Below are 5,711 nucleotides of genomic sequence, written 5' to 3'. Positions count from 1 at the left end.
GTTCTTTTAACTTACAATTGTTAAACTATTAGTCAATCTTTGAAATCTAAACAAGTGATCGATTGAGCCAGTCTATTATGATTAAATAATAGATTAGACAAACTAATATAAAAACTAAAAGTTTTTTTGATTAAAAACTTCATAATAAAAATCCTATCTATATAGATAGGTAATTAATATGGAGAGTTTGATCCTGGCTCAGAGTGAACGCTGGCGGCGTGCCTAATACATGCAAGTCGAACGGACAAGTAAGAGCTTGCTCTTATGAGTTAGTGGCGCACGGGTGAGTAATGTATAGCTAATCTGCCCTACACTAGAGGACAACAGTTGGAAACGACTGCTAATACTCTATACTCCTCTCTAACATAAGTTAGATAGGGAAAGTTTTTCGGTGTAGGATGAGGCTATATTGTATCAGCTAGTTGGTGAGGTAATGGCTCACCAAGGCTATGACGCATAACTGGTCTGAGAGGATGATCAGTCACACTGGAACTGAGACACGGTCCAGACTCCTACGGGAGGCAGCAGTAGGGAATATTGCTCAATGGGGGAAACCCTGAAGCAGCAACGCCGCGTGGAGGATGACACTTTTCGGAGCGTAAACTCCTTTTGTTAGGGAAGAACAATGACGGTACCTAACGAATAAGCACCGGCTAACTCCGTGCCAGCAGCCGCGGTAATACGGAGGGTGCAAGCGTTACTCGGAATCACTGGGCGTAAAGGACGCGTAGGCGGATTATCAAGTCTCTTGTGAAATCCTATGGCTTAACCATAGAACTGCTTGGGAAACTGATAATCTAGAGTGAGGGAGAGGCAGATGGAATTGGTGGTGTAGGGGTAAAATCCGTAGAGATCACCAGGAATACCCATTGCGAAGGCGATCTGCTGGAACTCAACTGACGCTAATGCGTGAAAGCGTGGGGAGCAAACAGGATTAGATACCCTGGTAGTCCACGCCCTAAACGATGTATACTAGTTGTTGCTAAGCTAGTCTTGGCAGTAATGCACCTAACGGATTAAGTATACCGCCTGGGGAGTACGGTCGCAAGATTAAAACTCAAAGGAATAGACGGGGACCCGCACAAGCGGTGGAGCATGTGGTTTAATTCGAAGATACGCGAAGAACCTTACCCGGACTTGATATCTAACAAATCATCTAGAGATAGAAGAGTGTCTGCTTGCAGAAATGTTAAGACAGGTGCTGCACGGCTGTCGTCAGCTCGTGTCGTGAGATGTTGGGTTAAGTCCCGCAACGAGCGCAACCCACGTCATTAGTTGCTAACAGTTCGGCTGAGCACTCTAATGAGACTGCCTTCGTAAGGAGGAGGAAGGTGTGGACGACGTCAAGTCATCATGGCCCTTATGTCCGGGGCGACACACGTGCTACAATGGCATATACAATGAGAAGCAATATCGCGAGATGGAGCAAATCTATAAAATATGTCCCAGTTCGGATTGGAGTCTGCAACTCGACTCCATGAAGCCGGAATCGCTAGTAATCGTAGATCAGCCATGCTACGGTGAATACGTTCCCGGGTCTTGTACTCACCGCCCGTCACACCATGGGAGTTGATTTCACTCGAAGCCGGAATACTAAATTAGTTACCGTCCACAGTGGAATCAGCGACTGGGGTGAAGTCGTAACAAGGTAACCGTAGGAGAACCTGCGGTTGGATCACCTCCTTTCTAGAGTACATATAGATATTCTCTCACAAGATATCTATAAGAAAGATATTCTCAATCATCCTTGTTTAGTTTTGAAAGATTGATAGACCTATAGGGGCCTATAGCTCAGCTGGTTAGAGTGCACCCCTGATAAGGGTGAGGTCACAAGTTCAAGTCTTGTTAGGCCCACCAGAGAATTTAATTGGGGAATTAGCTCAGCTGGGAGAGCGCCTGCTTTGCACGCAGGAGGTCAGCGGTTCGATCCCGCTATTCTCCACCATAAAATAGTTTAACAGTAAAAGTCTATATTAAGTGTTTTAAGAAACATTTACTTTAGACTTTTAAGCGTCTTAATCTTTATTGATTACGAAGTTGCCGAAAGCAACTTTGTGCTTTAGGGGTTTCCAAAGGGTATAACTCTTTGGTCGTAAAGGCTAGCTTGCTAGTCTGCGAAGTCTAAATGTTCTTTTAATTAATATTGTTAATAGTCACAAGCAAGTTTTAAAAACAATTTTACAGGACTTGTTAAAGATTTAATTTTCTATTCTCTTTGCATTTAATGCAAAAGTTTGACATCACAATCTATTTAGGATTTAAAACTTATCTAAATAGTAGTCAATGCTTTCCGTCTTGAGAGTTAGAATTTAAGTGTAGTAACATAAAGTTATCTTTAACAAGGAAGTGATGCGAATTAGAATAATCTAATATAGAAAAGGTAAGCTACAAAGAGCAAGTGGTGGATGCCTTGGCTAGTAGAGGCGATGAAAGACGTGCCAGGCTGCGATAAGTCTCGGGGAGCCGTCAAGGGGCTTTGATCCGGGAATTTCTGAATGGGGCAACCCAACTAATAGAGATATTAGTTACCGTATAACGGAGCGAACGAGGGGAATTGAAACATCTTAGTACCCTCAGGAAAAGAAATCAAAAGAGATTACGCTAGTAGCGGCGAGCGAACGCGTAAGAGGGCAAACCACTAGTTTACTAGTGGGGTTGTAGGACTGCAATATAGACTAAACTTAGCTAATAGAACAACCTGGAAAGGTTAGGCACAGAGGGTGATACCCCCGTATATGAAAGCTTTGTTTTACTTAGCAGTATCCTGAGTAGGGCGGAACACGTGATATTCTGTCTGAAGCTGGGTAGACCACTATCCAACCCTAAATACTACTACTAGACCGATAGTGCACAAGTACCGTGAGGGAAAGGTGAAAAGAACTGAGGTGATCAGAGTGAAATAGAACCTGAAACCATTTGCTTACAATCATTCAGAGCCCTATGATTTATCAGGGTGATGGACTGCCTTTTGCATAATGAGCCTGCGAGTTGTGATGTCTGGCGAGGTTAAGGAAACCCGGAGCCGTAGCGAAAGCGAGTCTTAATAGGGCGTTTAGTCAGACGTTGCAGACCCGAAACGATGTGATCTATCCATGAGCAGGTTGAAACCGGTGTAAGAGCCGGTGGAGGACCGAACCCGCTAGCGTTGAAAAGCTATGGGATGACTTGTGGATAGGGGTGAAAGGCCAATCAAACATCGTGATAGCTGGTTCTCTCCGAAATATATTTAGGTATAGCGTCATGTAGTAACACTAGGGGGTAGAGCACTGAATGGGCTAGGGCATACACCAATGTACCAAACCCTATCAAACTCCGAATACCTAGTGTGTAATCATGGCAGTCAGGCGGCGAGTGATAAAATCCGTCGTCGAGAGGGGAACAACCCAGACTAACAGCTAAGGTCCCTAAATCTCATTTAAGTGGAAAACGATGTGGAGTTACTTAAACAACCAGGAGGTTGGCTTAGAAGCAGCCATCCTTTAAAGAAAGCGTAATAGCTCACTGGTCTAGTGATTCTGCGCGGAAAATATAACGGGGCTAAAATGAGTACCGAAGCTTTAGACTTAGTTTTACTAAGTGGTAGGAGAGCGTTGTATTTGCGTTGAAGGTATACCGGTAAGGAGTGCTGGAGCGAATACAAGTGAGCATGCAGGCATGAGTAGCGATAATTGGGGTGAGAATCCCCAACGCCGTAAACCCAAGGTTTCCTACGCGATGCTCGTCATCGTAGGGTTAGCCGGGTCCTAAGCAAAGTCCGAAAGGGGTATGCGATGGAAAATTGGTTAATATTCCAATGCCAACTATAATGTGCGATGGAAGGACGCTTAGAGTTAGAGGAGCCAGCGGATGGTAGTGCTGGTCGAAAGGTGCAGGTTGGAGTTCAGGCAAATCCGAACTCCTTTAAGCCGAGGCCTTACAGGTGCGTGAAGTTCTTCGGAATGAATCGTAAATCCTTGATACTGTCGAGCCAAGAAAAGTTTCTAAGTTTAGTTATAGTTGCCCGTACCGTAAACCGACACAGGTGGGTGGGATGAGTATTCTAAGGCGCGTGGAAGAACTCTCTTCAAGGAACTCTGCAAAATAGCACCGTATCTTCGGTATAAGGTGTGCCTAACTTTGTGAAGGATTTACTCCGTAAGCATTGAAGGTTACAACAAAGAGTCCCTCCCGACTGTTTACCAAAAACACAGCACTCTGCTAACTCGTAAGAGGATGTATAGGGTGTGACGCCTGCCCGGTGCTCGAAGGTTAATTGATGACGTTAGCTCTGCGAAGCGTTTGATCGAAGCCCGAGTAAACGGCGGCCGTAACTATAACGGTCCTAAGGTAGCGAAATTCCTTGTCGATTAAATATCGACCTGCATGAATGGCGTAACGAGATGGGAGCTGTCTCGAAGAGGGATCCAGTGAAATTGTAGTGGAGGTGAAAATTCCTCCTACCCGCGGCAAGACGGAAAGACCCCGTGGACCTTTACTACAGCTTGACACTGCTATTGGGATAAAAATGTGCAGGATAGGCGGGAGGCTTTGATCCATAGACGCCAGTTTATGGTGAGCCATTGTTGAGATACCGCTCTTTTTTATTCTGATAGCTAACTAGCTTGAGTTATCCTCAAGTAGGACAATGTCTGGTGGGTAGTTTGACTGGGGCGGTCGCCTCCCAAAATGTAACGGAGGCTTACAAAGGTTGGCTCAGAACGGTTGGAAATCGTTCGTAGAGTATAAAGGCATAAGCCAGCTTAACTGCGAGACATACACGTCAAGCAGAGACGAAAGTCGGTCTTAGTGATCCGGTGGTTCTGTGTGGAAGGGCCATCGCTCAAAGGATAAAAGGTACCCCGGGGATAACAGGCTGATCTCCCCCAAGAGCTCACATCGACGGGGAGGTTTGGCACCTCGATGTCGGCTCATCGCATCCTGGGGCTGGAGCAGGTCCCAAGGGTATGGCTGTTCGCCATTTAAAGCGGTACGCGAGCTGGGTTCAGAACGTCGTGAGACAGTTCGGTCCCTATCTGCCGTGGGCGCAAGAAGATTGAGGAGAGTTGACCCTAGTACGAGAGGACCGGGTCGAACCAACCACTGGTGTACGAGTTGTCCTGCCAAGGGCACCGCTCGGTAGCTATGTTGGGATGTGATAACTGCTGAAAGCATCTAAGCAGGAAGCCAACTCCAAGATGAATCTTCTTTTAAGAGCTCATATAGACTATGTGTTTGATAGGCTGGGTGTGTAATGGATGAAAGTCCTTTAGCTGACCAGTACTAATAGCTCGTCTGCTTATCTTTTAATAAGCATCACTTCCTTGTTAAGGATAAAAACTTAATAAGATATGTTTTTATAGAACTTTGTTTATGACTTTTAACTTTATCTAGTAGTGTTAAATAAGAGATTTATATAGTATATCTTTTATTTAACACTGCCCGTGACTATACAGACGAGGAAACGCCTTGCTCCATCTCGAACCAAGAAGCTAAGCTCGTCCTGGCTGATGATACTCTCCCTTACTGGGATGTTGGAAAAGTAGGTCGTTGCGGGCTTTGTTATTTATCTGCTTTAATTCTTATATTATTAATCTTGGTTTTTTATAATTGTTGCTTCTTGTATAAGTGTAAAATATTAGTTTTTACTTTTTAATTAGGTTTTATTGATTAAATATAGTAAATTTTTTATATTTGTTTTTATGTTATTGGTTTGATTGTCTTTTTAAATTTAT

The 5,711-nt window shown here is 44.3% G+C and carries 2 tRNA genes and 3 rRNA genes; all 5 read left to right on the top strand.

The features are described 5' to 3' along the window. Positions 1-175: 175 nt before the first annotated feature. The 5 genes from CVS81_RS09695 to rrf all read left to right on the top strand — a co-directional run bounded on the left by CVS81_RS09695 (position 176) and on the right by rrf (position 5,535). Positions 176-1,686 (top strand): 16S ribosomal RNA (locus CVS81_RS09695). Positions 1,687-1,780: 94 nt separating this feature from the next. Further along, a tRNA-Ile gene (locus tag CVS81_RS09690) sits at positions 1,781-1,857 on the top strand. Between the two features lie 12 nt (positions 1,858-1,869). Then, positions 1,870-1,945 (top strand) — tRNA-Ala (locus CVS81_RS09685). 433 nt (positions 1,946-2,378) lie between these two features. Continuing rightward, positions 2,379-5,283 (top strand): 23S ribosomal RNA (locus CVS81_RS09680). A gap of 133 nt (positions 5,284-5,416) precedes the next feature. Next, a 5S ribosomal RNA gene (rrf, locus tag CVS81_RS09675) occupies positions 5,417-5,535 on the top strand. Together the 16S, 23S and 5S rRNA genes with 2 tRNA genes alongside form the textbook arrangement of a ribosomal RNA operon. The last annotated feature ends 176 nt before the right edge of the window (positions 5,536-5,711 follow it).

This window comes from Campylobacter concisus, assembly GCF_003049065.1.
Taxonomy (GTDB): Bacteria; Campylobacterota; Campylobacteria; order Campylobacterales; family Campylobacteraceae; genus Campylobacter_A; species Campylobacter_A concisus_BE.
Note: the sequence above shows the minus strand (reverse complement) of the source record. Positions and strands in the feature narration are given on the sequence as shown.